Raw genomic sequence first — 25,985 nt, 5'->3', positions numbered from 1 at the left:
GTCAGTTCTCCGTCGTGGTCGAGGTCAGTGCGAGGAAGGCGTCGTCCAGGCTGCGTGGGACGACCCTGATCCCGCGCCCGCCCAGTTCCAGCAGGCGGCGGGTCAGCGCGTCCGAGTCGGGGTTGTGCAGATAGGTGCGCCCGGAGCGCTCCTCGAGCAGCCGCGTGCCGGCCAGGCCGATGCGGTCGAGGGTCCCGGGGGTCAGTTCCGCCGAGACGGTGCAGCCGCCGGCGGTGGTGCGGATGGCGTCGGCCGTGTCGTCGGCGATGACGCGCCCCTCCTTGATGAGGATGACGCGGTCGGCGAACTCGTCCACCTCGTCGAGGTAGTGCGTGGCGAAGAGGATCGTCCGGCCGGCCTGCGCCTCGGCGCGGATCTCGCGCCAGAAGTCGCGCCTGGCCCGGACGTCCATCCCCGCCGTCGGCTCGTCGAGGATGAGCAGGTCCGGGTCGGGCAGCAGGGCCAGGGCGAAGCGCAGCCGCTGCTGCTCGCCGCCGGAGCACTTCGACACCTGGCGGTCGGCGAGGTCGGTGATGCCGGCGCGGCTCATGCACGAGCCGATGCTCGACCCCGGGTGGAGGGCCGCGATGACGCGCATCGTCTGCTGCACGGTGTTCTCGGCCAGCAGGCCGCCGCTCTGGGCGACGGCCGCGGTCCGCCCGCTGCGCGAGGCGTCGAGCGGCGCTCCGTCGAAGACCCTCACCGTTCCCGAATCCGGGTGGGTGAGACCGAGGATCATGTCGATCGTCGTCGACTTCCCCGCGCCGTTGGGGCCGAGCAGGGCCACGACCTCGCCGCTGCGGATCGTGAAGCTCATGCCCCGAACGGCGTCGACCCGTTCGTCCCCCGCGGTGCGGAAGGACTTGCTGATCGAGTCGACCTCGATGGCGGCCTGTCCCGGCACGCTGACTGGTGCGCTCATGATGTCCCCTTCTGGGTCGGTGAGGTGCTGCACGCCCCAGTCAATGACTGAAAACCGCCTCTGACAAGTGGTTCCCAGGATCCGGTGCGCCTCGTCATGCCGGGGCGTGATGAATGTCACGTCGACGCCGGGAGGGGAGGGCTCGGCCGGTGCGCTTCGCCCGTCGGCTCAGGCCCGTGCGCCGGCCCGCTCGTCCGCGGCCCGGGTGCCCCGGTCGAAGGTCGCGCCGCCCAGGGGTCGCGTGGCCGCCAGGAAGCCGAGCCCGGCGAGCAGGGCGCCGGCGCCGAGGGCGGCCATGGCGGGCGGGCTCACCGCATCGGGCGGCAGCACGACGGCCGCGAGGACGGCGCCCAGTACCGTCGAGATGTTGTAGAGCACGTCGTAGAGCGTGAAGACGCGTCCGCGGTGGTCGTCGTCCACGTGGGCCTGCACGACGGTGTCGGTCTGCACCTTGAGCGACTGACCGGCCAGCCCGGTGAGGAAGGAGTTCACGAGCAGGGCCGGTACGGCCATGATGGCGCCGACGGTGGCCTGCGAGAGCCCCATGACGAGCAGCATCGCCCCGATGCAGCGCCGCACGCCGATGCGCTCGGCGACCGGCACCGACACGACCCCGGACAGGACGAAACCGACGCCGCTCACGGCGAACCAGCCGCCCGCGCCGGCCATCGCCGATCCGAGGCGCCCCTCGCCGGCGAAGTGGTGGCGGTGGATCACGACGACGAAGGCCATGAGGAAGCCGTAGCCGATGCGCACGACGGCCTCGGCGAGCAGTGCCAGCCAGGCCGGCGGGCGGTGCGCCAGGTGCCGCATCCCGGTGGCCAGGCCGTGCGCCACGTCGCCCACCGTCACCCGTTCGGCGTCCTTCGCCGGGCCGAGGACCGTGCGCCCGATCCGGCAGGCGGTGCCGGCGGCGCCGACGAACAGCGCCGCCGCGAGGACGAAGATGAGCCCGTTCGCGGCGTCCGTGCCCAGGGGACCGCCCAGCGCCAGGCGGATGGCCCCGGCCGCGGCGCCGCCGACGAGCGCGGCCAGCGGGCCGATCATCGGCATGATCGAGCTCGCCTCCAGGTACTCGGCCTCCTCGACCGTCCCCGCCAGGCCCGCCTGCAGGCCGGCCAGCGTGAACCGGTTGAGGCTCAGCATGACGAGCAGGAGCACGGCCAGGACGACGCTCGCGCCGCCGCCTGTCCGGTGCACGGCGATCATCGCCGCCAGGGCGAGACTGCACACGGCGCGCGTCACGTCGACGAGCACCGAGATGCGCCGGCGCGAGAAGCGGTCGAGCAGCACCGAGACGAAGGGGCCGAGCAGCGAGTAGGGGAGCATCGTGAGGGCGAGCACCCCGGCGACCGCCCAGGCGCTCGTCTGGCTCTGCGGGCTGAACAGCAGGTACGAGGCCATGCCCACCTGCGCGGTGCCGTCGCCGCACTGGCCGCACAGCCGCACGAGGACGAGCCGACGGAAGTCGCGGTGCCTGCTCAGCCTGCTCAGTCTCCGGGTGAATTCCACACGCGCCCCCTCCCGCGGTCACGGGGAGTCTAGACGGTCAGCATGTGCGGGCGGCGGGCGCGAGGGCATGCACCATCCCGCCGCGGCGGCCCGCCGTCGGGGTGGATCATCTCGTCGAACGGGCGTCGGGATCCATCGGGCGCGCACGCACCGGATCCCCCGTGACAGCGCCTCGTCGCGCGTTGGAAGGGGCACCAGAGGGCTGCTGGTCACCCCCAACAGCCCCCTGGGCGTCTGCGGGCCGCGAATGCGGCGGGAATGCCCTGGATCCTGCGGGCCCGCGGTCGACTGCGTCATCGGGCGAGACGGACTGCACGGGCAGGACATCCGATGCGTTCCTCATGATAGACCAGTGGGAACTCCGGGGGGACGAAAACGACCGGAATGTGATCGCGATCGGTCCGCAAGGGTGCGGTCGAGCCTCTGAGAGAGACCATCAATCCTTGTCGAAGAGCACGTGACGCGGTCCGGGCGGCCCTGCGGGGCGGGCAACGGATGGCAGGACGGGGCGCCCGGGGCCGCTCAGGGATGGACGAGACCCGTCTCGTAGGCGATGAGGACGAGCCCGACGCGGTCGCGTGCCTCGAGCTTCGACAGCAGCCGCCCGATGTGGGTCTTCACCGTGCCCTCGGCCATGAACAGGTGCTCGGCGATCTCGGCGTTCGTCGCGCCGCGCGCCACCTCGCCGAGGACCTCGAGCTCGCGCTCGGTGAGCACCGACAGGCGGTCGTCCTCCTCGCCGACGTGGTCGGGCAGGCTGGGGGCGACGTGTTCGAGCAGACGGCGGGTCGCGCTGGGGGCGACGACGGCGTCGCCGGAGGCGACGGTGCGGATGGCCGCCAGCAGCTCCTCGGGCCGGGCGTCCTTGAGCATGAAGCCCGAGGCGCCCGCCTTGAGCGCCGAGAAGACGTACTCGTCGAGGTCGAAGGTGGTCAGCACGAGGACGCGCGTGTCGAGGCCGGACGCGATGATGCGCCGGGTCGCCTCGACGCCGTCCATGACGGGCATCCTGATGTCCATGAGGACGACGTCGGGCCGCAGACGGTCCAGCTGCTCGAGGCTCTCGGCGCCGTCCGCCGCCTCCCCGACGACGCCCATGTCGTCCTGGGCGTCGATGAGCATGCGGAAACCGCTGCGCACCAGCTCTTGGTCGTCGACGAGAAGCACCGTGATCGGCTCGGCCATGATTCCTCCTGCACTCGCGTCCGGCGCCCGCCGGACGTCCCGCGTGGTCGGGTGCCCCCACGGTAACCGCGCCGCCGGGCCCGCCCGACGGCGACCGGCGGTTCGACGTCCGCAGGGCACCGTGGGCGCCGCCCCGACGGCTCTGCCGAGGACGGTCGCCCGTGGTCGCCGGGCGAGCACGACGGCGCCGGCGATCCGCGCGGACGGGGCGGAACGGGAGGGGCCGAGGCCCGAGTCGACGCTGTCCGGCGACTCGTGGGCGGGTCCTCAGCGGCCCGGCTGCTCCAGCGGCAACTCGGCGTGCACGGCGAACCCGCCCTCGGGGCGGGGCCCGGCGTCGGCGGTGCCGCCCATCGCGGTGGCCCGCTCGGCCATGCCGCGCAGCCCGTTGCCGGCCCCGTCGTCCAGCACGGCCGCGCCCGCCCCGTCGTCCACGACGTCGATGACGATGCGCTCGGCCCCGTAGTCGAGGCGCATCCAGCAGTGGGCCTTCGGGCCGGCGTGCTTGAGGAAGTTCGTCATCGCCTCCTGGCAGATGCGGTACGCGGCCAGCCCCAGCGTCGGCGGCACCTGCGGCGGGCTGCCGACGACCTCCAGGTGCACGCGCTCGCCGGCCCGCTCGACCATGGTCGGGATGTCGTCCAGCCCCGGCTGAGGACGGTACTCGGCGGGCCCCTCGCGCAGCACGCCGACGATGCGGCGCATCTCGACGAGCGCGTCCCGGCTCATGTCGGCGATCGTGCCGAGCACGTGGACCGCCGCGTCGGGGTTCTTCGCGGCGAGCGCCTTGCCGCCCTGGGCCTGGACCGTGATGACGCTCAGCGAGTGGGCGACGACGTCGTGCAGTTCGCGGGCGATCTCGTTGCGGACGCGGGCCTCGGTGGTGCGGGCCCGTTCGGCCTGCGCGGTGAGCTCGGCCTCGTACTGCGCCTCGGCCGCCAGCTCGCGTTCGAGCTCGACCCGGTCGCTCTCGCGGACGCGGCGTCCGATGAGGTAGGGGACGAGCACCATCGCCGTGCAGATGAGGAAGAGCAGCGTGAAGACGCTGCTGGGATCCGGACCGGGGATCCACGGCTCGCGCGTGTGCGACCAGCGGTAGGGGCCAACGACCGCGCCGATGAAGCCGGCCAGGACCGCCAGCCGCGAGCCGTGGCCGTCGACCCAGCGGGCGACCGAGTAGGTGATGATCGGCACCGCGATGAGCGAGGGGGTCGGGGCCTCGACGGCCACGCACTGCACGAGGCCCCCGACCGTGGCGATGGCCAGCATGAGCAGGGGCCGGCGGCGGCGCAGGACGATCGGCGTCGTGAGCGGCAGGCCGGTGAGCAGCGTCGTGAGGTAGGAGTCGCGCTGGGGGACGGTGACGTCCCCCCAGAAGCAGGTGAGCGCGGTGAGGCAGGCGGCCAGCGCCCCATCGGCGATGAGCTCCCGGCGCGCGGAGCGGCGGAGTGGGGGGACGAGGCTCATGATCGGAGTCTACGGTCGTCTCCGCGGGCCCGGACCCCGCCGGGGCGTCCGGGCGAGGGGGTCTCGGGGAACCGTTCCCGGGCCGGCCGCGGGGTTCCCGGCCGGGGCCCGTCGCGGGCCGATCGAGGAGTCCGCGTGAGCGAGGGCGCGCGCCCCGGCGCAACGGGCCGGTGCGGGCTCGGGGGACGAGGGTACGACGGTGGTGTCGGTCGCGCGGGCGCGGCGCCCGGGGTTCATGGGCTCGTCGTGCCCCTTCTGGAGGGGTCGGGGTCGCGCGGGCGCGGCGCCCGGAGACGGGTTCGCCGGTCGGGTGCGGCGCCCGGGTCGTCGGGGTGGCCCGGGACTCGGGCCAGCGGGGTCGAGCGTCCAGGACCGCGCTGCGCGCCCGACCGGTGATGGCGGGCGGCATGCGCACGAGGCCCTCGGAGCTCCGAGAGGAACGGGGGTCGCAGGCGGATTCGATCAGGTCGGTGGCGGGCGTGCGCACGAGGTCCTCAGGGCCTGAGGCCGCGACCCACCTCGGCCCACAGCTCCGCCTCGTACCGCTCGGCGCGGTGGCGGTGCAGATGGGCCAGCCCGAGCAATGCCCCGACGACCGCCGCGAACCATCCGGCTCGTCCTCGTGCCATGACCGAACCTCCTCCGCGCGTCCGGGGAGGGGCGGCGCTCCTGCGCCGGCCCGGCGGGACGCCGACGTGCAGCAATCCTCGCGTTCCGGCCCCCGGCGCGCAAGCCCGGTCTCCGGAGCGCAGGGCCGGGCCATTCCCCCCGCCCCCGGACGGCGTGTTCGCACACCCGACCGGTCCGGAGCGCGGGCCGTGCCGTCCACCGCTTCCGCCGCCGCCCGGCCCCGTCCCGAGGCCGGGCCCTCGGCGTGCCACGATGGGGCCATGAGCACTGTCTTCACGAAGATCATCGAGGGTCGGATCCCCGGGCGCTTCGCCTGGGCGGACGAGACGTGCGTCGTCTTCGCGTCCATCAACCCGATCACCGACGGCCACATGCTCGTCGTGCCGCGCCAGGAGGTCGCCAAGTTCACCAGCGCCGACGACGCGCTGCTGGCCCGCCTCATGTCCGTCGCCAAGATCATCGGCCAGGCGGTCGAGCGGGCCTTCGACTCGCCGCGCGCCGCCCTGCTCGTCGCCGGCTTCGAGATCCCCCACCTCCACCTGCACGTCCTGCCCGCCTGGGGCGAGGCCGAACTGAGCTTCACCAACGCCCGGGCCGAGGTGCCCGGCACCGAGCTGGACGCCGCGACCGAGCGGGTCCGCGCCGCTCTGCACGAGCTCGGGCACGGTGCCGCTGTGCCCGTCGCGCCCGGCTCGCCGGCGCTGGCCTGAACCGTGGCCGGAACCACCGGGGACGGGCCCCTGGCGAGGGTCGTCACCGTCTCCGACCGCTGTGCGCACGGCGAGCGCGAGGATCTGTCCGGTCCGCTCGCTGCTCGTCTGCTCGCCGATGCCGGCATCGCGGCCGGCCCGGTCGTCGTCGTGCCCGACGGCGTCGAATCGGTGAGGGCTGCCATCGCGGCCGCCCTGGCCGACGGCTGCCGCCTCGTCCTCACCACCGGCGGCACCGGCATCGGCCCGCGCGATGTGACGCCCGAGGCCACCGCGCCCCTGCTCGCAGCCCGCCTCGACGGGCTCGCCGATGCGATCCGCCGTCGCGGCGAGGCCTCCGCGCCGACCGCCTGTCTCGGCCGCGGCCTCGTCGGCATCAGTGCGCGCGGTGCCGACGCCGCCCTCGTCGTCAACGCCCCGGGCTCGCCCGGCGGGGTGCGCGACGCCGTCGCCGTCGTCGCGCCGCTGCTCGGGCACGTCCTCGACCAGCTCGACGGCGGCGACCACCCCGCGCCGGCCACAGGCGCGACGAGAGGGCGCCGGCCCTCATGAGCGCGCCCGCACCAGGGCAGGGGGTTCCCGACGGGCCCGCACCGCGCCCGTTCGATCTGAGCGCCCTGGCCGTCGCGCTGGGCCTGAGCGGTCTGGCCGGGGCCTGGGGGAGCGCCGTTCCGCTGCTCGGAGCGCCCGGGTGGTGCGCCGATCTGCTCGCCCTCGCGGCCCTGGCCGCCGTGCTCGTCATCGCCGTGCGCTACGTCCGCGCCTTGGCGTGCGGGGCCAACCGCTTCGGCGACGACCTGGACGGCTTCGCGTTCTCCTACTTCCCGCTGGTGGGGGTGCTGCTCGGCGAGCGCCTGTACATCCGGGCTCCGACCGCGGCGTTCTGGCTCATCATCGCCTGCGCCCTCGTGGTCGGTCTGTTCGGCGCGCGGCTCGTCGCCCGCTGGTGCATCCGGCCGGTGCGGGTCGAGTCCCTGCACACCGGCTACTTCGTCCCGCTCATCGCGGGTGCCTTCGTCACGAGCCCGGCGCTCTCGCTCGTCGGCGCGCGGGGCCCGGCCATGGCCGAGTTCGGCATCGGCATCATGCTGTGGGTGATGATCGGCGCCGTCGTCACGGTGCGACTGTGGACGCGCGAGCCGCTGCCGCCCTCCCAATGGCCGCTGTTGGCCATCCTCGTCGCGCCGCCTGCCACGGCCGGCACCGCGTGGGTGACGATGAACGGCGGACGCGGCGATGCCGTCGTCGAGATCCTCGTCGGCATCACGGCGCTGTTCATCGTCGTCGAGCTCTTCCTGGTGCCCGGTTGCTATCTCAGGGCCCCTGCGACGACGGCCATGTGGTCGTTCACCTTCCCCTCGGCCGCGACGGCGAACTTCCTCGTGCGGTGGTTGGCCACCGCCCCCTTCGGGCCGTGGCGCCCTGCGGCCTGGGCCGTCCTGGCCCTGGCGACGGCCGTCGTCGTCGCCGTCGCGGGCCTCACCGTCCGTGCGCTGCCGGGTGCCCGACCGGTGCCCTGACTCGGCTGGCCCCGACGGACCGGCCCGGCGGTCGGGCGCTCGGGGCGGTCGGCGTCCCTTGATCGCAGCTGGGGCGTCCGCCCGTGCATGGTGCGCGGTCGGGCCCTCTCGGCCGCATCCGGGGACGGGATGCGGGACGAGGTCGGGCTCCGGGCCCGGCTCACCCCCGGCCCGGGCGGGTCCAGTCGCCTGAGCGCCCGCCCGACTTGTGGACGATCATCGCCTCCCGGACGACGGCCGAGCGGTCGACGCCCTTGACCATGTCGACGACGGCCAGGGCGGCCACCGTCGCCGCGGTGAGGGCCTCCATCTCGACGCCGGTGCGATCGGCGGTGCGGACCGTGGCGCGGATCGCCACGTGGTCCTCGGCGAGGGACAGGTCGAGCTCGCAGCCGTGCACGCCGATGCGGTGCGCCAACGGCAGCAGGTCGGGGGTGCGCTTGGCGGCCATGATCCCGGCGACGCGCGCCACGGCCAGCACGTCGCCCTTCGGCACGGTGCCGTCGCGCAGGGCGGACATGACCCGCGGCGAGCAGCCGACCTCGGCGACGGCGGTGGCCTCGCGCACGCTCGGCGCCTTGGCGGTCACGTCGACCATGAAGGCGCTGCCGTCGCCGCGCAGGTGCGGCAGGCGCACCGGATTCTCCGGCGTGTCGGTCATGTCGCTTCCTCTCCGACGCACAGCCGTACACCTTCCGGGAGGCGCATCGGACCGTCCGGCGTGTCGGTCATGTCGATCCTCCGCCGGCCGGGGAGGCTCTCCCGCGTCCGGCGGTCGTGCGGACTGCTCGGCCGGCTCCCTCGGCTCAGCCGGGGCCCGCCGCCGGCCCTGCCGACTCGGCCTCGATGATCCGCCCCGGCCACCGGACCTGGCCGGCGGGTCGCCCGAAGTCCTCGACCCGGAAGGAATTCCTGGTCAGACAGATCATACGGCCGTCGGCCAGATGCAGCCGGCGGAAGCAGTCGGCGCCCAGGACGGCGCGCAGCTGCGGGCCGAGCACCGGCGCCGGGGAGGGGCCGTCGTCATGAGGGCCCACTCCTCGTCGAAGGCGCGGTCGCCGGTCAGCGCATTGCAGGTCACCGGAGGCCCGGCAGGCACCGGCAGGGCCATGTCGGCGAAGCACCGGATGCTCTCCCCCTTGCCCCCGCGGACGAGGAATTCGCCGCTGCGGGTGCCGTCGGGGCGCTCCACGACGCGTCGGACCAAGACACGGGCCCTGCGGATCCCGCACGGCTGCTCGAGCCGCGCCGCGTAGGGCGCGTCGTGGTCCGCGTGGCGCAGGCCGGCGGCCCGCGCCGCAGCGGCGTCCTTCACACGTGCCTGCGACGGCGGGAGAGGATGACCCGGCCCGGAGGGCGGCCATGAGCGAGCGTCCCCGGCACGATCGGGCCCCGCAGCGGGATTGCCGCTGTCCTCCCGGGCGGCCTGCCGGAGCGGATGAGCAGGAGGGTCTCCGCCTCGAACAGGCAGGGGCGAGCAGGCACAGGGCGAGGAGGCCGCGTCGCCCCCACGGGCTGGCGCCTCCACCGGTCATCTCTGCCTTCCGTGTCCGGGGCCGCGGCGTCTTCGAGTCCGCCCGCTTGCCGCCCTCAGCGCGGGTGCGCCGCGATGAACTCCAGTTCCGTTCCGGGCTCCACCCGGCCCGTGCCGACCGGGACGACGGCCAGCCCGTCGGCGCGGGGCAGCGAGGCCACCAGGTGCGACCTCGAGCCGAGCGGGTGCATCGGACGGACGCGCTCGCCCTCGCGCACGACCGGCATGAACTGCACCTTCGCGGCCGGTCCCGACCAGGGCTCGGCCGCCACGACACGACTGGTCCGCGGGGCGGTGCCCGTGGCCCGCCCGGCCAGCACCCGCAGCACCCCGGCGGCGAGGACGTGGAAGCCGGCCCACACGCTCACGGGGTTGCCCGGCAGGCACAGCACCGGGGTGGGGCGCCCGCCGACCACGGCGGTGGCCAGGCCCTGCGGCCCGCCCGGCTGCTGGGCGACGCGGTGGAAGCGCGAGGCGGGGCCCGACAGGGCCTGGCGCACGACCTCGTAGGCGCCTGCGGAGATCCCGCCGGCGGTGATGACCAGGTCGAGCGCGGGCCACTGCGCGAGCAGGCCCAGCAGCTTCGCCGGGTCGTCGGGCGCGCGCCCGACCTCGACGGGCTCGCAGCCGGCCTCGCGCACGAGGCCGGCCAGCAGATGGGAGTTGGAGTCGGGGATCTGCCCGGGCCCCAGCGGGTCGCCGGCCTCGCGCAGCTCCGAGCCGGTGGCCAGCACGCCGACGCGCGGACGCGGAACCACCTCGAGGGTGGTGTGGCCGACCGAGGCGGCGGCGGCGATCGCCACGGCGTCGAGCGGGATCCCGGCCGTCAGGACGGGATCGCCGGCCTCGACGTCCTCGCCCGCCCGGCGCACGTTCGCGCCCTCCTCGGCCCCGCGGAGGATCGTCACGGCCTCGGGCGCCCGGTCGGTGCCCGGACGGTGGTCCGTCTCCTCGACGCGGATCACCGTGTCGGCCCCGGCGGGCATCATCGCGCCGGTCATGATGCGTTCGGCGGTGCCGGGACGCAGCGGCGTCGCCGCGGGGTCGCCGGCGGGGACGTCGGCGATGACGGGGAGCCTCACGGGATGCTCGGGGGAGGCCCCGGCGACGTCGACGCGGCGCACGGCGAAACCGTCCATCGCCGAGTTCGTGAACGGGGGCACCGGGATGCGGGCGGGCGCATCGGAGGCCAGCGTCAGGCCCAGGCACTCGTCCAGCGGTTTCGTGGCCGTGCCCCGGGCGGGGATCCGCGCCTCGACGAGGGCCCGGTACTCGTCGAGGCCCAACGGCTCGTCACCCATGTCATCCACCTTCCCGGGCCGCCCACGACAGTCGGCCGGCCCTGCCCGTCAGCGCGCGAAGCGCAGCGTCTCGTAGCGGTTCCGCGCGGCGTCGCCGACGAGGACCCGCCCGATGAGCGGGTCGCCGGCGCCCGTGATGAGTTTGACGGCCTCGGTGGCCATGGCCGTGCCGGCCTGTCCGACGACCGTCCCGAGGACGCCCGCCCGGGCGCTCGTCGGCGTCGAGCCGGGCTCGGGCACCCGCGGGTGCAGGGTCCGCAGGCTCGTCGCCGGGAGCCCGGTCGGCGGGCGCGACCAGAACACCGACAGCTGGAAGCCCATCCCCACGACGGTACCCCAGACGAGGGGCGCGCCGGCCTCGGCCGCCCAGTCGGCCACGAGGTACTTGGCGGTGAAGCTGTCGGTGCAGTCCATGACGACGTCCCACTCGGCGCCGTGCTTGTCGAGGAAACCCCTCGTCGCGTGCGGGTACTGCTCGACGCGCACGGCCGAGTTGAGCCCGCCCAGGTGGGCGGCCGCGCTGGCCGGCTTGGGCGTGCCGACGTCCGCCTCGCCGTGCAGCAGTTGGCGCTGGAGATTCGAGAGCTCGACCACGTCGGAGTCGCACACGCCCAACGTCCCGACCCCCGCCGCGGCGAGGTAGAGCAGCACCGGGGAGCCCAACCCGCCGGCCCCGATGACGAGCACCCGCGCGGCGGCGAGCCGGGCCTGACCCCGTTCGCCGATCCCCGTGACGAGCCGGGTGCGGCGGTGGCGGGCGGCCGTCGCGTCGTCGAGGGGCCCGACCCGGTTGCGCAGCGGCACGCGCACCCCCGTCCGGCTCCCGGCCGGCGCACGCGCGCCCTCGTTCCCGGCCGGCGCGCGGTCCCCGCCGGCGCTCATGCGATGCCCGACCAGACGTGGGAGCCGTCGGGGAGCCACTGGCACTTCCACGCCGGCAGCTCGGCCTTGACGAGGTCGACGAGATCGGAGACGGCCGTGAGGGCCTGGCCCCGGTGCTCGGCGGCCGCGGCCACGACCATCGCGACGTCGCCGACGACGAGACCGCCGGTGCGGTGCCAGGCGCCGACGGCGTGGACGCCCTCGCGGGCGGCGATGCGCCGGCAGATGCCGTCGAGGACCCGCCCGGCGGCCGGGTGCGCCGAGTAGTCGATGGCGGTCACCGGCATGCCGGCGTCGTGGTCGCGCACGACGCCGACGAAGCAGGCCACCGCGCCGGCGCGGTCGTCGCCGATCCGCGCGCACAGCGCCGCCGGGTCGAGCGCCTCGGCGGTGATGCCGGAGAGAACAGCGTTCATGTCATGCCTTCGGGCGCCCGGGCGTCAGGACCCGGACGGTGGAGCGGATGGTGGACGGTGCGGTCGGGCCCGGGCTCAGCCGCCGGCGAAGGGCGGCAGGACGTCGACGAGCGCGTCATCGCCCAGGGGCGTGTCGGCCGCGGCCGAGGCCTCGTCGACGAGGAAGCTGCACACGGGCAGGACGCGTTCGAGGTCGGGGTGGGCGTCGGCCAGCGCCGCGGTCAGCTCGTCGAGGCGCCCCGCCGGGGCGCACTGCTCCGACTCGACGCCCGCGGCCTCCGCCGCGCCGCCGAAGTACCGTACGGTGATCATGGATCCCCCTTGTCGTGCCCCGGTCGGGCGGGACCTTCAGGATGCCGCGGCGCGCACCGGCGCCTCGGCGTCGCCGCCGGAGGCCGGCCCCCCGTCGGCGAGCCGGTCCTTCGGGGTGAGGATGATCTCGCAGCGCAGCGGGTGGTTGACGTCGACCATGACCTGGGCGTCGGCCATGCTGCCCGCGGTGCGCTCGATGACCCGCTCGAGCAGGCCGTCGCGCATCTCGAGGGCCAGCGAGTCCGGGCACGACTCGTCGGTGCAGCCGAACGGGCAGCCGTGCAGCACCAGTCCGGTGTCGATGCGCGGATGCGGCTGCGCCGCGAAGCCGAGCGAGGTGAGGAACAGGCGCATCTTGTTGAGGTGCCCCGCCATCGTGAAGCCCCCGGTCGGTTTGAGCCGCGTGTGGTCGGGCACGTGCATCATGGCCAGCGCGTCGTCGGCCCAGTAGCGGCCCATCTCGTGGGCCGCCTGGCGCGGGTCGGCCACGTGGGCGGTGAGCCAGGCGAACATCGCATGGCTCACCTGGGCGAGCGTGCACGCCGGGAACGCCGGGTCGGTCGGCGTCCAGCTCTGATAGCCCAGGGCGGGGCGGCCGCGGCCCCTGATCGGCATCTGCTCGCAGGTGACCAGGCCGAGGTTGACGAGCGCGTCGAGGGTCTCGCGCACCGAGTTCGGGTGCAGGCCCGACTCGGCGGCCAGCTCGGCGACGGTGACGGACCCGGCGTGCGCGGAGATGCGGCGCAGCAGGGCCTGCTGCGCGGAGGTGAGCCGGGCCATCCTCCTGAGCGTCTCGCTCAGATCGGGCGTGCTCGCGTCGTACTGGTGGTCCCGGTGGCTGCAGGCGCAGTCGAGGGGAGCCCGGTGGTCGGTAGGCATGGATGAGGCCCTTCGTTCGCTGTCCACTGCTCCGATTCTAGGGCGCGGCGTCCGGGGAGGGTCGCGGTCGGGATCCGTCACGCGAGCGCCGTCCGGTCGCTCGCGGTGCGGGCGGCGGACCGGCGGCCCCGCCGGCCGGGGCTCTCGAAGGGGCGGTCCCAGCCGCGGGCCGCGGGCGCCGAGGCGACGGGGCCCTCCCGCCTGGAGCGGTAGACGACGTTCGGGCGCGTCACGTAGCCGACCGGCGCCGAGACGACGTGGACGAGCCTGGTGAACGGCCAGATGCACAGCAGGAGCATGCCGGCGAGGATGTGCAGCTTGAAGACCATCGGGACGTCGGCCATGAGCTCCGGCCGCGGGTGCAGCATCGGGATGGAGCGGAACCAGACCGAGATCGTCTCGCGGTAGTTGTAGCCGCCGGCGGGGCCGACGAGCTGGGTGCTGACGGTGGCCGCCGCGCCGAGCGCGATGGGGATCGTCAGCAGCGCATAGGTGAGGATGTCGCCCCTCGAGGTGTTCAGACGCACCGACCTGACGACGATGCGGCGGTACAGCAGGCCGACCAGGCCCACGACGGCGGCTGCGCCTGCGATCGAGCCGGGGATCGTCGCGACGAGATGGTAGACGTGGTGCGGGATCCCCATCGCGTCGGTGGCGCTCTGCGGGACCACGAGGCCCAGGACGTGCCCGAGGGCGACGAGGAGGATGCCCAGGTGGAACAGCGGGGAGCTCCAGCGCAGGATCGCGCTCTCGCGCCACTGGCTCGACCTGCTCGTCCACCCGAACTGGTCGGTGCGGAAGCGCCAGACGAGCCCCCCGATGAGCAGGACGATCGACAGGTACGGCAGGACGACCCAGGCCAGGACCGTGGCGGCGGACATGATGGTCACCCCTCCTTCGGGGAGTTCGGTTCGGTTGGGGGCCCGTCGACGGCCGACGCGCGGCCGCCGACCGGGGCGCCCGGGCGCCCCGCGCCCAGACCCACCAGCTCGGTCGGCGGGCCCTGGCTGATGAGTTTCTGGTAAGCGGCGATGGTTCGCTCGTCGGGCTCCGGCAGGGTCGCCACGAGCGCCTCGACGAGCTCGGCGTAGGGCGAGCCGGCGTCCACGAGGGCGGCCCGGATGACCTCCAGCCCCTCGCGGTGGGTCTCGAGCAGCTCCTCGCCCATGCCCTGCTCGTCGTCGAGGGCGGCGAACTCGAGGACGACCGGCAGGTAGTCGGCCAGTTCCTCGCGGGCCTGCTCGAAGCCGGCGGCCCGCATGATCTCGCGGAAGGCCACGATGGCCTGCCCGCGGCCGCGGGTGTCGCCCTGCTCGTAGTAGCTCAGGTACAGCGCGCAGCGGCGCCGCTGGTCGAAGGTCTCGACGTAGTGCTCGCGCAGTCCGCGCAGTCCGAGGGCCTCGGCACGGGCGCAGAAGGCCTCCAGGTGCTCGGCGACCGGTGCGGGCAGGGTCGCCAGCTCGGCCCGCACGGCCGTGCACTGCTCGGCCAGCTCGTCGGCCGGGTAGTCCAGCAGCAGCGAGCAGGCCATCTCGACGGTCCGCCGCTGGGCGCGGTCGGTGGGCACGTGCCGCCTGACGGGCAGGCGAGGTGCGCCCATGAAGACATCGGTCACCGGATGGCCCTCCTCGTGCCGCAGCAGGCCCGTCCGCTGCGGCCGGTCCGGCCGGGCGGCGTCCGGGGCCCGGAGCGCCCGCTGGTTCCGGGCCGTGCCCGAAGACATTGCGCCGAGGGCGTTCATCGCAGCACCTGCAGCGGAATCGACGGGTGACGGCCCTTGCCGCGGGCCGTCGGGAAGAAGGCGTCGTCGTCGAGACCGCGGATGGGGCAGCCCTCGAGCCGGGCGAGGCCTCGCGGCAGCTCCGAGTGCGTCGTGGGGACGACGAAGCGGTCGTCGTACTTGGCGATCGACAGCAGTCGGTACATGTCCTCCATGTCCTGGCCCGTCATGCCGACGGCGGCGGGGATCTCCTCGTCGCCCGGGGCGTCCATGAAGACGTCGCGCAGGTACGAGCGCATCGCGGCGAGGCGGCGCAGCGAGCGCTCCACCGGGGCCGTGTCGCCGGCGGTGAACAGGCCGGCGAGGTACTCCAGCGGGATGCGCATCTGCGACAGGGCGCTCAGCAGCACCCGGTGGTTCTCGCCGTCGCCGCCCGAGGCGGTCACCGCGTCGACCACCGGCGACAGGGGCGGGATGTACCAGACCATCGGCAGGGTGCGGTACTCCGGGTGCAGCGGCAGCGCCAGCTCGTAGTCGTGGATGAGCCTGTGGACCGGCGACTCCTGGGCGGCGACGAGCCACGAGTGCGGGACGCCGTTGGCCGCGGCCCGGCCGATCACCTCGGGGTCGTGGGGGTCGAGCAGGATCTCGCGCTGGGCGGCGTACAGCGCGGTCTCGTCGGGGCGCGAGACCGCCCAGTCGACGCGGTCGGCGTCGTAGAGCACGACGCCGAGATAGCGCAGCCGCCCGACGCAGGTCTCGGAGCAGACGGTGGGCTGGCCCACCTCCAGGCGCGGGTAGCACAGCGTGCACTTCTCGGCCTTGTGGGTCTCATGGTTGAAGTAGACCTTCTTGTACGGGCAGCCCGACACGCACATGCGCCAGCCGCGGCACCTGTCCTGGTCGACGAGGACGATGCCGTCCTCGGCGCGCTTGTACATGGCGCCCGAGGGGCACACGGAGACGCACGTCGGGTTGAGGCAGTGCTCGCAGATGCGCGGCAGGTGGAACATGAACGAGTCCTCGATGGTCTTCGAGACCCGCAGGCTCATCTGGTGCAGCACCGGGTCGGTGTCGAGCGTCTCCATGGAGCCGCCCAGATCGTCGTCCCAGTTCGGGCCCCACTCGATGGTGTCCATGGTGCGGCCGGTGATCTGTGAGCGGGCGCGGGCCGTGGGGACGGCCCGCTGCCCGGCCGGGGCGCTGAGCAGCTTGTCGTAGTCGTAGGTCCACGGCTCGTAGTAGTCGTCCATGCCGGGCAGGCAGGGGTTGGCGAAGATCTTCGCCAACGTCGACAGGCGCCCGCCCAGGCGGGGGACGACCCGGCCGCTCGCGGTGCGCCGCCAGCCGCCGTGCCAGTCGTCCTGGTCCTCCCAGCGGCGCGGGTAGCCGACGCCGGGGCGGGTCTCGACGTTGTTGAACCACATGTACTCGGCGCCCTCGCGGTTCGTCCACGCCTGCTTGCAGGTGACCGAGCAGGTGTGGCAGCCGATGCACTTGTCCAGGTTCATCACCATGGCGATCTGTGCCATGACCTTCATCAGAACTGCACCTCCTGGCTGCGGCGGCGGATCAGCGTGACCTCGTCGCGCTGGTTCCCGGTGGGCCCGTAGTAGTTGAACGCGTACGAGAACTGGGCGTAGCCGCCGATGAGGTGGCTCGGCTTGATGAGGATGCGGGTCAACGAGTTGTGGATGCCGCCGCGTCGTCCGCTGCGCTCGGTGAGCGGAGTGTTCGCCACGCGCTCCTGGGCGTGGTGCATGAACACGGTGCCCTCGGGCACGCGATGACTGACGACCGCGCGCGCCGAGACGATGCCGTTGCGGTTGTAGGCCTCGACCCACTCATTGTCGTGCACGCCGATCTTGTCGGCGTCGGCCGGGCTCATCCAGATCGTCTGGCCGCCGCGGCCCAGCGTGAGCATGTGCGGGTTGTCGTAGTACTGCGAGTGGATGGCCTACTTGTTGTGGATCGTCAGATAGCGCACGGCCACCTCGGCGGTGCCCTCGGGCGAGACGCCCTCGTAGCCGACGGGGCGTTCGCCGTACAGCTGCTGGAGGTTCACCGGGGGTCGGAACATCGGCAGGGACTCGCCCATGTCGCGCATCCAGTCGTGGTCGACGTAGAACTGCGGGCGGCCCGTCAGCGTGTGCCAGGGCTTGTGGCGCTCCATGTTCTGCACGAATGCCGAGTAGCGCCGTCCGCCGTGCTCCGAGCCGGACCACTCCGGCGAGGTGATCACCGAGCGCGGCTGGATGACGACGTCCCGGAAGGTGATGCGCTTCTCCTCGTCGCCGGCGGACAGGTCGGCCATCCGCGTGCCGGTGCGCTGCTCGAGGGTGCGGAAGCCCTGCGTGGCCAGGCGCCCGTTCGTCGTGCCCGACAGGGCGAGGATCGCGTTGATGGCCTTCACGTCGGTGTCGAGGAGCGGACGGCCCGTCCCCGCCCCGTCGAGCGCCCGACCGTTGAGTTCGCCGAGCTCGCCCACCTCGCGGTCGGGGTGGTAGACGACGCCCTTCGTGGCCATGCCGGGCGCCTCGGTGAGGGGGCCGAGGGTGTCGAACCTCTCGCCGATCAGCGTGTAGTCGCGCTCCACGCCGACGATCTTCGGCATCGTCACGCCGGGCACCCAGCCCTGCCGGTCGGTCACGACCCCGCCCGGGCTGGTCATCTCGTCGGGGCTGTCGTGGCCGAGAGGCGCGGCGACCGCGTCGACGTGCGAGCCGAGGTGCTCGGCGGCCATCCGCGAGACGAGATGGGCCAGCGTCCGGTAGGTCTCGAAGTCGGTGCGGGCCTCCCACGGCGGGTCGACCGCCGGGGTGAAGGGGTGGACGAAGGGGTGCATGTCGGTGCTCGACAGGTCGTTCTTCTCGTACCAGGTGGCCGCGGGAAGGACGACGTCCGAGTGCAGCGTCGTGCTCGTGTTGCGGAAGTCGGCGGTCCACATGAGATCGAGCTTGCCGGCGGGCGCCTCGTCGCGCCAGGTCATGGTGGTGGGGCGCCGGCCGGGCGGCAGCTCGGCGGCGTTGACGTCGTTGTCGGCGCCCAGCATGTGGCGCAGGAAGAACTCGGTGCCCTTCGCGGAGGAGCCGAGCAGGTTCGTGCGCCAGTTCGCCAGGATGCGCGGCACGTTCTCGCCGGCGTCCGGGTCCTCGGCGGCGAAGTGGAGCCGGCCGGCGGCGAGCTCGGCGGCGATGTACTCGCCCGGTGCCATGCCCGCCTTCGCGGCCTCGTCGCCGAGGACGAGCGGGGAGCGGTCGAAGGTCGGGTAGCTGGGCATCCAGCCGCGCTGGGCGGATTCGACGAGGCAGTCGGCCGTCGTCCTGCCGGCGAGCGTGCGGGCGCCCAGCGGGCTGGCCATGCGCTCGGCCCGCGCGCCGTCGTAGCGCCACTGGTCGGTCGTGAGGTAGTACCAGCCGGTGGCGATCATCTGGCGGGCCGGGCGCTGCCAGTCGAGGGCGAAGGAGTAGTTCGCCCAGCCGGTGATCGGGCGCACCTTCTCCTGGCCGACGTAGTGGGCCCAGCCGCCGCCGTTGACGCCCTGGGTGGCGCACATCGTCGTGAGCGCAAGGAAGGTGCGGTAGATCGTGTCGGAGTGGAAGTAGTGGTTCGTGCCGGCGCCCATGAGGATCATGGAGCGCCCGCCGGACTCGAGGGCGTTGAGCGCGAACTCCCGGCCGATCCGCACGGCGGCGCCCGCCTCGACGCCGGTGAGCTCGGCCTGCCAGGCCGGGGTGCCGGGGGCCGAGGCGTCGTCGTAGCCGGTGGGCCAGACGCCGGGCAGCCCGTCGCGGGCCACCGCGTAGTGGGCCAGGAGGATGTCGTAGACGGTGGTGACGAGGCGGCCGTTGACGCGGCGGGCCGGCACGCCGCGGCGCACGACGCCGGCGCCGATGCTCCCCTGATCCTCCTGGGCGGGCAGGTCGAAGCGGGGCAGCAGGATCTGCGCCGGCTCCCAGTCGTCGGTGTCCATGAGCGAGAGGACCGGGTCGACGCCGTCGAGGTCGAGGTTCCAGTGGCCCGCGCCCTGGGGCCCGAAGTGGTCGGCCAGCGTGCCGCCCGGATCCTTCACCCGCCCGTCGGCGTCGAGGACGAGCGGGCGGAAGGCCGCGTTCTCGGTGCGCTCGCAGGTGCCCTCGGGCATCTTGTCGGCGGTGAGGAACTTGCCCGGGACGAGGGCCCGCTCCTCTCCCAGGTCGCCGGCGCCGGCGCGGGCCCGGGCGTCGGCCTCGTCCAGCTCGACGAGGAAGGGGGCGTCCGAGAAGCGCTTCACGTAGTCGCGGAACATGGGCTCGCGGCGTTTCACGTGGAACTCGGTGAGGACGACATGGCCCATCGCGATGGCCAGGGCGCCGTCGGTGCCGGGGGCCACGCGCAGCCAGTCGTCGGCGAACTTCGTGTTGTCGGCGAAGTCGGGGCTCACGACGACGACCTTCTGGCCGTGGTAGCGGGCCTCGACCATGAAGTGGGCGTCGGGGGTGCGGGTCAACGGCACGTTGGAGCCCCACATGATGAGGTACTGGCTGTTGAACCAGTCGCCGGACTCGGGCACGTCGGTCTGGTCGCCGAAGACCTGCGGGCTCGCCGGCGGCAGGTCGGCGTACCAGTCGTAGAAGCTGAGCATCGTCGCGCCGAGGAGCTCGTGGAAGCGGGCGCCGGCGCCGTAGGACAGCATGCTCATGGCCGGGATGACGGAGAAGCCGGCGATGCGGTCGGGGCCGAAGGCCTTGATCGTGTGGACGTAGGCGGCGGCGATGATCTCGGTGGCCTCGGACCAGCTCACGCGGACCATGCCGCCGGTGCCGCGGGCGCTCTTGTAGGCCTTGGCGCGGGCCGGGTCGGAGACGACGTCGGCCCAGGCGTCCACCGGGTCGCCGAGGCGCTCCTTGGCCTCGCGGTAGGCCTCGAGGAGGACGCTGCGCACGTACGGGTACTTGATGCGGGTCGGCGAGTACTCGTACCAGCTGAAGGCGGCGCCGCGCGGACAGCCGCGGGGCTCGTACTCGGGCATGGTCGGGCCGGTGCTGGGGTAGTCGGTGCACTGCGACTCCCACGTGATGATGCCGTCCTTGACGTAGACCTGCCAGGAGCACGAGCCGGTGCAGTTCACGCCGTGGGTGGAGCGGGCGATCTTGTCGTGGCTCCAGCGCCGGCGGTAGAAGGCGTCGGCGGCGCGTCCGCCCTCGAGGAAGAGCTGGCGGCCGGAGGCGTCGGTGGCGCCGCGGCGCAGCCAGCTGCCCATGCGGAGCAACGGCGAGGCCTTGGCCGAGGCGGGGTCGGCTCGCGGGGTCCTGTGCGGGAGGGCGTCCTCGCGGGCCGGTTCGCCGCCGGTGGCGGCGGGGCTGTCGTTGATGTCGGTGCTCATGGCGAGGCTCCTCTGGGGATCGAGCTCTGACGAAGGGCGATGGGGTCAGCCGGGGAAGGGCGCCCTCGGGCGGGCGTACTGGATCCAGCAGATGACGGCGCAGACGGCCGCGTAGACCGCGCAGATCCAGAACCAGGTGCTGGCCGCCATGCTCGACAGGGCCACGCCGACGAAGAACGGGCCGAAGGAGGCGATGGCGGCGGTGAAGCCGATGGCGCCGCCGGCCTGGCGCTTGGGCATGATCATCGGCATCTGCTTGAAGGTGCCGGCGTTGCCGATGCCGCTGAAGAAGAAGAACGCGAGCATCGCCCACAGGAAGCCGGGGAACTGGTCGGGGCCGCTCGGGTCGAGGAACAGGGCGGCCCACACGAGGGTGCCGGCCACGCCGACGCCTGAGACGAAGGTCCAGATGGCGCCCCCGAAGCGGTCGCACAGCGGGCCCCAGGCGACACGGACGATCGAGGCGATGAGCGGGCCGAGGAAGGCGTAGGTGGCGCCCGCGGGCAGGCCCTCCATGCCGGCGAACCTGCTCGTCGCGCCGTAGGTGTTGTTGATGAGCAGGCCGAACTGGGCGCTGAAGCCGCTGAACAGGCCGAAGGTCATGACGTAGAGCAGGGTCATGAGCCACGTGTTCGGGTTGCCGAAGATGTCGATCTGCTCGCGGAAATTGGCCTTGACCGGCACGTCCTTGAGGTAGACGAACGCCAGGACGGCGGCCAGGATCGACCACGGCACGAAGAAGATCGCCGCATTGTGCACCCACAGGTCACCACCGCTGGTGTGCTGCGGGGCGATCCAGGTGATGCCGAACAGGCCGGAGGTCATGAGGACCGGGCCGACGAGCTGGATGACCGACATGCCCAGGTTGCCGATGCCCGCCTGGATGCCGAGCGCGGTGCCCGACAGGCGCTTGGGGAAGAAGTAGCCGGTGCTGGGCATGTAGCCCGAGAAGGTACCGCCGCCGATGCCGCAGGCGATCGCCAGGGCGAGGAGGACGCCGTAGTCGGTGTTCGGGTTCTGCACGGCGAAGAACCAGCCGAACATCGGGATGATGTACAGCAGCGAGCTCCAGGCCACCATCCTGCGGGTGCCGATGACGGGGGGCAGGAACATGTAGACGAGGCGGATGATGCCGCCGGACAGGCCCGGCATGGCGGTGAGCCAGTAGAGCTGGCCCTTGGTGAGGTGGAAGCCGATCGAGGCGAGCTTCGGGGCGATGGCGCTCACGAGGAACCAGACGCAGAACGCCAGGATCATCGAGTAGGTCGAGATGGCCAGGGTGCGCCAGGCGAGGCGGGAGTCCCAGCTCGCCTCGTCCTCGGGGTTCCAGTCGGTGACCACGTGCCTCGACGCGGTCGCGCTCTTCGCGGCGGACATGCGCTTCCTCTCGCTCCACCGGTGCCCCAGGCGCCCGGCGAGGGCGGTCACGGCATCGGCCGCTGGCGCGCAGGGGAATTAGTCCGGTTCCGGTCCCAAAAATAACTGGTGCGGGCTCCCCGCCGCCAATCCACGGGGACGCGGGGAGCCCGCGGGGCCCGCCGCCGGCGCCCCCGGAACCGCTCGGCGGGGTGTCGGCCCGGCCCGCGCCGGCGACTGAGGGCGGTCTTGCTCCGGGGCCGACGGGAGACACCCGGGCCCGGAGCGGGCCCTCCCCGGGCCGGCGCGGACACCGTTCGGCGACTAGGGAGTACTCACCCGCCGATGCGGCTCATGGTGCGGCTGGGGGCGGCGAAGTCCATGCCGTCGAGGCCGTGGGCGGCCGGTTTGGCGAGCATCGCGTCGGCCCAGATGCGGGCGATCCCGGCGTCGTCGACGCCCCCGCGGAGGGGCCCGCGGAGGTCAGTTTCACTGATCGCGAACAGGCAGCTGCGGATCTGCCCGTCGGCGGTGAGGCGGGTGCGGTTGCACGCGCCGCAGAACGGGTCGCTCACCGAGGCGATGATGCCGACCGTCCGGGAGGGGTCGTCGTCCACCTGCCACAGGCGCGCCGGTGCGTGCGGGTCGGTCGTCGGCGCCGGGCTCAGCCGGTGCGCCGCGCCGAGCAGGGCGAGGATGTCCTCGCGGGTGACGAGCCGGCTGCGGCGCCAGGCGTCGATGGGGCCGATCGGCATCTGCTCGATGAAGCGCAGTTGAATGCCCTCGGCCAGGCAGAAGTCGAGGAGCTGCGCGGCGTCGGCGTCGTTGACCCCGCGCAGGAGGACGGCGTTGACCTTCACCGGTGCGAGACCGGCGCTCCGGGCCGCGGCGAGGCCGGCGAGGACGTCGGGCAGGCGGTCGCGGTGGGTGATCCGCGCGTAGTGCTCCGGGTCGAGGGTGTCGAGCGAGACGTTGACGCGGTCGAGGCCGGCGTCGGCGAGCCCCCGGGCGCGGTGGGCGAGCCCGAGGCCGTTCGTCGTGAGCGCCAGCCCGGGCGCCCGCCCCCGGTCGGTGCGCATCCCGGCGGCCGCGGCGACGATCGTCTCGAGGCCGCGGCGCAGCAGCGGCTCGCCGCCGGTGAAGCGGATCGTGCGGATGCCGAGGCGCTCGACGCCGATGCGGCACAGCCGGACGACCTCGTCGTCGGTGAGCGTCTGCTCGGTGGGCAGCCAGTCGAGGCCCTCGGGCGGCATGCAGTAGCTGCAGCGCAGCGTGCAGCGGTCGGTGAGCGAGACGCGCAGGTCGGTCGCGACGCGGCCGAAGCGGTCGACGAGGGCCCCCGGAGCGGGGCCGGGCTGCTGCGCGTTCATGCCTGCGACTCTAACCGCGAGACGGGCCGGGCGCGGGCGCGCCGCCGGTGTGGCTCGGTCCGGGTGGGCGCCGTCGCGTCCTCCATGGGCCCGACGGCGACCCGTCTCCGGGCCCGTCCTCGAGGTCGGCCGTGGCGGTTGCGAGCGGGATGCCCTCTACAGCCCCAATCACTCCGCCAACTACCCGCCGCGGCTTGACCAACCCGCATAGGGGCACCCGCACGGGCGCGTCGCGAGAACCGGCGGAACACCGTGGGCGGTGTGGGCCCGGCTCCGAGGGTGCGCGCCGGGTCCGTCGGGGGAGGGGCCCGTGCGGCATGATCGGGTCATGAGCAAGGGTCCGGGTCCGGTCGGCGCCGGCAGGACCGGCGGGGTCGTCCATGCGGTCGTGCTCGCCGGCGGTTCCGGGGAGCGCCTCGGCGGGGTGAGCAAGGCCGACATCGTCCTGGGCGGGCGGCGGCTGCTCGAGCTGGTGCTGGACGGCCTGGGGCCGGTTGTGAGCGGGGCGCTCGTCGTCGTCGCACCCGGCTCGGTCGAGGTGCCCGAGGGGTGCCGGCGCACGCTGGAGGACCCGCCGGGGGGCGGCCCGCTGGCGGGCATCGCGGCCGGTCTCGACGTCCTGCCGGAGCCGGAGGGACCCGACGAGCTCGTGCTCGTGTGCGGCGTCGACACCCCGGGGATCGGGGCGCTCGCCGGGCGTCTGCTCCGGGCGCTGGGGGAGCACCCGGGCGGGGACGGCGCTGTCGCCGTCGGCGGGGAGCCGAAGCCCTACCGGCAGTACCTGGAGGGCCTGTACCGGCGCGACCGGCTCGCCGGCCTGCTGGGACGCGTGCGGGTGCGCGACCGGGGTGTGGCGCGGACCCTGCGCGTGCTCGACCTCGTCGAGGTGCTCGCGCCGGTTCAGCAGTGCCGCGACGTGGACTCCCCGGAGGACCTCGCCTGGTGGGCCGAGCGGCTGGGCGGTTGAGGGTCGGCGTCGGGCTCGTGGGGCCGACCCGCTCGCTCGGGGCTGGACGGGGCGGCGCCGGGGCGGTGGCCGCTTTCGTGGCCGAGGAGGCCTATTCATAAGGCCGGTTCAGGTTGTTGCCGGTGGTCCCGCGTGGGGCGTGCCGCAGAGGACGAAAAGGCGGCCTGCCCTGAGATGGTCAAGAGGGTTATGCGAACGAACCCGCGGCTGGCGGTGACAGGAACCCGCGGCTGGCGGGGTCGTGAACGCGGGCTCCGAGCCATTCGGTGCCGGCGATGCGGGCCTCGCCGCCGGGCCCGAGTCCGAGACCGCCGGGCAACACGGTTCGGGCTGTGGGCGGCTGGTAGGGGTCCCGGGGGTCCGTGTCGCGGTGGGGCCGCCATGAGGGTTCGAGCCAGCCGCCCGGCACGGTGGCGGTGAGGGGGCCGGCGTGGGTGATGGTCTGGTCACCGGCCTGGAGGAGCCGGCCGGTCAGGTCGTCGAAGAACACCTCCTCGTCGTTGACGCGGGTGAGCTGTCTGAGGGCGTCCACGACGGTCGTGGTCCGTACGGCCCGGTCGTCGTGGTGGTCGGTGATGGCGGACAGTGTCCACAGGCCGGTCCACTCGTACTCGCGGCGGCGGCCGTCGGAGTGCTCCTCGGCGGTGCGCCGGCCCGACCGGTCACAGGCGTAGGTGATGGTCCGGCGGTCATCCTCAAGCACGCCTTCGACCACGACTTCGAGCACCTCCGGCCCCGTGAAAATGAAGACGATTCTGTTTCATGACGGGCCTGTCTCAGTGACCACCAGTCAAATGCTTCCCATTCAGAGGGTCGTCATTCTCCTCTGCGACCCATGTGATCTTGGGAAGAGTCATGACCCATGGCTCCCATGTACTCGCTACCACGCGGAACCAGCCATCGCTGAGATCCAGATGCAACCAGTCGAGACCTGATTCAACAGAAAGCAGGTCCTGTCCTTCAAACTTCTGCAGGAGCAGGGCAAGATCTTTGGGATTCATCTCCTCCCACAACGCCTCGCGCCCACACTGCCCCACAAAGGATCCATTGATCTCGAGGGCCATGTCACCGGCATGCAACAAGGGTATCGTCTCGGAAACCAATTCGAACCTCGTCACAGGGGCAGGGAGGATGGAATCAAGCTGCTCATCAAGAGCTACCGACACAACAAGTCCCTCATTTTTGTCATGGCTCAAGCGTAATGTGGGTCCGCTCTCGAACATATTGTTTTCTGGCTGACCTCGAGAGTCCTTGCGGGGGCTGAACTGGCTTGCCTGCAAATGGATTCACGGATTGCTCATTTGCGTTGGTGAGACTTGCCCTGCGAGGTGCTGGGCCACTAGGTTCCATGATTCGCACCTTAGTTGTATCAGGAGTTGTATCAGGAAGGTCATAGCTTGTTCCGGGGCTTCTGGTTGGAGTCGTCGGGAATCCGGCGTTCTGGAGGCCTTCTTCGTGTCGTGTTCTGCTGGTTGGGATGATGGTTCCTTGGTCGTCGGCGCAGGTGTCGGGGCCTGTCGTGTGCGGGGGTTCGATCTGCGGCCGTGCAGGCGCGGCCGGTGGCTCTGCCCGTGGGGCGGGTGATGCGTTTGCTGGTGCTGCCCCGGGGTTGAGGGCGCTTCACGTGCGCAGAGCATGGTTCCGGGATTCCCGGTCAGGGTCCGATGTCGCCGAACGCCCACTTCCCGTCCGGACCCGAGGGAGCCCCATGGCCGTGCCCCATCCACGTGACCCCGGGCAGAGTCATGACCCATGACTCCCACTCCGTCGCCACCACACGGATCCACCCATCCGTGAAGCCCACGTGCAGCCAGCCCTCACCGGAGTCCACAGCCCGCAGCCGCTGACCCTCGAAACCCTTCAGGGCCGCAGTGAGCTCCTCCGGCTCCATCTCGTCCCACAACGACTCATGCCCCTGACGCCCCACGAAAGGCCCC

24 protein-coding genes and 1 pseudogene are annotated in these 25,985 nt (G+C 73.0%); 4 read left to right on the top strand and 21 right to left on the bottom strand.

The genetic code is table 11. From position 1 onward, the window contains the following. Window position 1: 1 nt before the first annotated feature. The 5 genes from K336_RS0105395 to K336_RS19905 form a co-directional block, all read right to left on the bottom strand. Complete coding sequence (locus tag K336_RS0105395) at window positions 2-922, bottom strand: ABC transporter ATP-binding protein (RefSeq protein ID WP_051245449.1); 921 nt, start codon at window positions 920-922, stop codon at window positions 2-4. 168 nt (window positions 923-1,090) lie between these two features. Beyond that, window positions 1,091-2,434, bottom strand: a complete 1,344-nt coding sequence (locus K336_RS14675; protein WP_051245437.1) for an MFS transporter — start codon at window positions 2,432-2,434, stop codon at window positions 1,091-1,093. Window positions 2,435-2,956: 522 nt separating this feature from the next. Next, entirely contained in the window at window positions 2,957-3,619 is a 663-nt protein-coding gene (locus tag K336_RS0105385; RefSeq protein WP_021796393.1) for a response regulator, read from the bottom strand. 267 nt (window positions 3,620-3,886) lie between these two features. After that, window positions 3,887-5,086, bottom strand: a complete 1,200-nt coding sequence (locus tag K336_RS14670) for a sensor histidine kinase (protein WP_051245436.1) — start codon at window positions 5,084-5,086, stop codon at window positions 3,887-3,889. 494 nt (window positions 5,087-5,580) lie between these two features. Continuing rightward, window positions 5,581-5,715, bottom strand: coding sequence for a hypothetical protein (locus tag K336_RS19905; RefSeq protein WP_267879355.1), 135 nt, complete (start codon window positions 5,713-5,715; stop codon window positions 5,581-5,583). 261 nt (window positions 5,716-5,976) lie between these two features. Here K336_RS19905 and K336_RS0105370 point away from each other — a divergent pair, with 261 nt between their 5' ends. The 3 genes from K336_RS0105370 to K336_RS0105360 are packed head-to-tail and all read left to right on the top strand — an operon-like array spanning window position 5,977 to window position 7,946. Beyond that, the gene (locus tag K336_RS0105370; protein ID WP_021797930.1) at window positions 5,977-6,426 is read left to right on the top strand and encodes an HIT family protein; all 450 of its coding nucleotides are present in this window, start codon (window positions 5,977-5,979) and stop codon (window positions 6,424-6,426) included. Between the two features lie 3 nt (window positions 6,427-6,429). After that, window positions 6,430-6,978, top strand: a complete 549-nt coding sequence (locus K336_RS14665; protein WP_021797938.1) for a MogA/MoaB family molybdenum cofactor biosynthesis protein — start codon at window positions 6,430-6,432, stop codon at window positions 6,976-6,978. Then, entirely contained in the window at window positions 6,975-7,946 is a 972-nt protein-coding gene (locus tag K336_RS0105360) for an SLAC1 family transporter (protein WP_028706484.1), read from the top strand. The genes K336_RS14665 and K336_RS0105360 overlap by 4 nt, the downstream gene beginning before the upstream one ends. 160 nt (window positions 7,947-8,106) lie before the next feature. Here K336_RS0105360 and moaC read toward each other — a convergent pair whose 3' ends face one another. The 13 genes and pseudogenes from moaC to moaA all read right to left on the bottom strand — a co-directional run bounded on the left by moaC (window position 8,107) and on the right by moaA (window position 23,081). Further along, a complete protein-coding gene (gene moaC / locus K336_RS0105355) occupies window positions 8,107-8,607 on the bottom strand; it encodes a cyclic pyranopterin monophosphate synthase MoaC (RefSeq protein WP_081660611.1) in 501 nt (166 codons plus the stop codon). Window positions 8,608-8,871: 264 nt separating this feature from the next. After that, window positions 8,872-9,261, bottom strand: a complete 390-nt coding sequence (locus tag K336_RS18455) for a hypothetical protein (protein ID WP_155944998.1) — start codon at window positions 9,259-9,261, stop codon at window positions 8,872-8,874. A 275-nt stretch (window positions 9,262-9,536) separates the two neighbouring features. Further along, complete coding sequence (locus K336_RS0105345; RefSeq protein ID WP_028706481.1) at window positions 9,537-10,781, bottom strand: molybdopterin molybdotransferase MoeA; 1,245 nt, start codon at window positions 10,779-10,781, stop codon at window positions 9,537-9,539. Window positions 10,782-10,829: 48 nt separating this feature from the next. Continuing rightward, a complete protein-coding gene (locus K336_RS0105340) occupies window positions 10,830-11,585 on the bottom strand; it encodes a HesA/MoeB/ThiF family protein (protein ID WP_226906014.1) in 756 nt (251 codons plus the stop codon). 74 nt (window positions 11,586-11,659) lie between these two features. Continuing rightward, window positions 11,660-12,079, bottom strand: coding sequence for a molybdenum cofactor biosynthesis protein MoaE (locus K336_RS0105335; RefSeq protein WP_021797931.1), 420 nt, complete (start codon window positions 12,077-12,079; stop codon window positions 11,660-11,662). Between the two features lie 75 nt (window positions 12,080-12,154). Further along, complete coding sequence (locus K336_RS0105330) at window positions 12,155-12,391, bottom strand: MoaD/ThiS family protein (protein ID WP_021797934.1); 237 nt, start codon at window positions 12,389-12,391, stop codon at window positions 12,155-12,157. A 36-nt stretch (window positions 12,392-12,427) separates the two neighbouring features. Next, window positions 12,428-13,297: a helix-turn-helix transcriptional regulator gene (locus K336_RS14660; protein ID WP_155944997.1), complete on the bottom strand. Its 870-nt coding sequence runs from the start codon at window positions 13,295-13,297 to the stop codon at window positions 12,428-12,430. A gap of 50 nt (window positions 13,298-13,347) precedes the next feature. Beyond that, window positions 13,348-14,151: a respiratory nitrate reductase subunit gamma gene (gene narI / locus K336_RS14655; protein WP_043150376.1), complete on the bottom strand. Its 804-nt coding sequence runs from the start codon at window positions 14,149-14,151 to the stop codon at window positions 13,348-13,350. Between the two features lie 5 nt (window positions 14,152-14,156). Then, window positions 14,157-14,801 (bottom strand): nitrate reductase molybdenum cofactor assembly chaperone, encoded by a 645-nt coding sequence (narJ, locus tag K336_RS14650; protein WP_196807793.1) that lies wholly within the window; start codon window positions 14,799-14,801, stop codon window positions 14,157-14,159. A 206-nt stretch (window positions 14,802-15,007) separates the two neighbouring features. Next, window positions 15,008-16,531: a nitrate reductase subunit beta gene (narH, locus tag K336_RS0105310; protein WP_021798519.1), complete on the bottom strand. Its 1,524-nt coding sequence runs from the start codon at window positions 16,529-16,531 to the stop codon at window positions 15,008-15,010. Then, window positions 16,531-20,232, bottom strand: a pseudogene (locus K336_RS14645) (nitrate reductase subunit alpha). Before K336_RS14645 ends, narH begins: the two are co-directional and overlap by 1 nt. A 168-nt stretch (window positions 20,233-20,400) precedes the next feature. Next, window positions 20,401-21,732, bottom strand: a complete 1,332-nt coding sequence (locus K336_RS0105300) for a nitrate/nitrite transporter (protein WP_081660610.1) — start codon at window positions 21,730-21,732, stop codon at window positions 20,401-20,403. Between the two features lie 314 nt (window positions 21,733-22,046). Then, on the bottom strand, window positions 22,047-23,081 hold the full coding sequence (gene moaA, locus K336_RS0105295) for a GTP 3',8-cyclase MoaA (protein WP_021798521.1): 1,035 nt from the start codon (window positions 23,079-23,081) through the stop codon (window positions 22,047-22,049). 328 nt (window positions 23,082-23,409) lie between these two features. On the opposite strand from moaA, the gene mobA reads away from it, so the two are divergent. Beyond that, the gene (gene mobA, locus K336_RS0105290; protein WP_051245435.1) at window positions 23,410-24,048 is read left to right on the top strand and encodes a molybdenum cofactor guanylyltransferase; all 639 of its coding nucleotides are present in this window, start codon (window positions 23,410-23,412) and stop codon (window positions 24,046-24,048) included. A 187-nt stretch (window positions 24,049-24,235) separates the two neighbouring features. Here the strand turns inward: mobA and K336_RS0105285 are convergent, their stop codons facing one another. From K336_RS0105285 to K336_RS19320, 3 genes are all read right to left on the bottom strand, one after another. Beyond that, window positions 24,236-24,751 (bottom strand): hypothetical protein, encoded by a 516-nt coding sequence (locus K336_RS0105285; RefSeq protein ID WP_155944996.1) that lies wholly within the window; start codon window positions 24,749-24,751, stop codon window positions 24,236-24,238. A gap of 73 nt (window positions 24,752-24,824) precedes the next feature. Continuing rightward, the gene (locus tag K336_RS14640) at window positions 24,825-25,271 is read right to left on the bottom strand and encodes a hypothetical protein (protein ID WP_211223455.1); all 447 of its coding nucleotides are present in this window, start codon (window positions 25,269-25,271) and stop codon (window positions 24,825-24,827) included. Between the two features lie 431 nt (window positions 25,272-25,702). After that, on the bottom strand, window positions 25,703-25,985 hold a 283-nt coding region (locus K336_RS19320; protein ID WP_211223454.1), incomplete at its 5' end, for a hypothetical protein.

The organism is Propionibacterium acidifaciens DSM 21887 (assembly GCF_000426605.1).
In the GTDB taxonomy this organism is placed as follows: Bacteria; Actinomycetota; Actinomycetes; order Propionibacteriales; family Propionibacteriaceae; genus Propionibacterium; species Propionibacterium acidifaciens.
This window is presented reverse-complemented; position numbering and strand designations above follow the sequence as displayed.